Genomic DNA, 677 nt, shown 5'->3' on the forward strand with positions numbered 1-677 from the left:
ATTGCGATCGCTGCCTCTGGAATCATGGGCATGTAAATGCCCACACAATCGCCCTTTTGCACTCCTAATTGCTTGAGCACATTGGCAAATTGACAGACTTCTCGATGCAACTGGGCATAGGTGAGGGTACGGGAGTCCCCGGTTCCCTTCCCAGATCAGCGCCGCTTTGTTCCGACGCCAAGTGCTGAGATGGCGATCGAGACAGTTGTAAGCAATATTGAGCTTGCCACCAACAAACCACTGGGCAAACGGAGGTTGCCAGTCTAGAACCTTTTCCCAAGGCTGAAACCAGTGCAATTCCTGGGTAGCCAGATCACTCCAAAATTGCTCAGGGTTAGCCTTGGCGGCATCATACAGCTGCTGATACTCTTCCAGGCTTTTGACACGGGCTTTCTCAGAAAATTCAGCCGGGGAGGAAATAGACGCTGCTCTTGCAGAATTGATTCGATGGTGGACTCACTCATGGGGCGTGATCACAGAGCTGGACTGTTCCCAAACAATACTGTGTCTGCTGTACCAATGACCCAGCCAAAATCTTAAAGTTCTTGGAAATTCAGTGATACCAAGCCGAGCAGGGGTGATGCCACTCGGCGGCACACCCCAAAAAATAGCGCTGGTCAGGACTATGAGAACATGCTTAGACTTTCAAATCTCAATGCTGGCAGGCTGACTGACCC

1 pseudogene is annotated in these 677 nt (G+C 51.0%); it reads right to left on the reverse strand.

The features are described from left to right. Positions 1 to 464: pseudogene (locus DO97_RS31600) on the reverse strand (acetyl-coenzyme A synthetase N-terminal domain-containing protein); the annotation flags it as partial. Positions 465 to 677 lie beyond the last annotated feature (213 nt).

This window comes from Neosynechococcus sphagnicola sy1 (assembly GCF_000775285.1).
Taxonomy (GTDB): domain Bacteria; phylum Cyanobacteriota; class Cyanobacteriia; order Neosynechococcales; family Neosynechococcaceae; genus Neosynechococcus; species Neosynechococcus sphagnicola.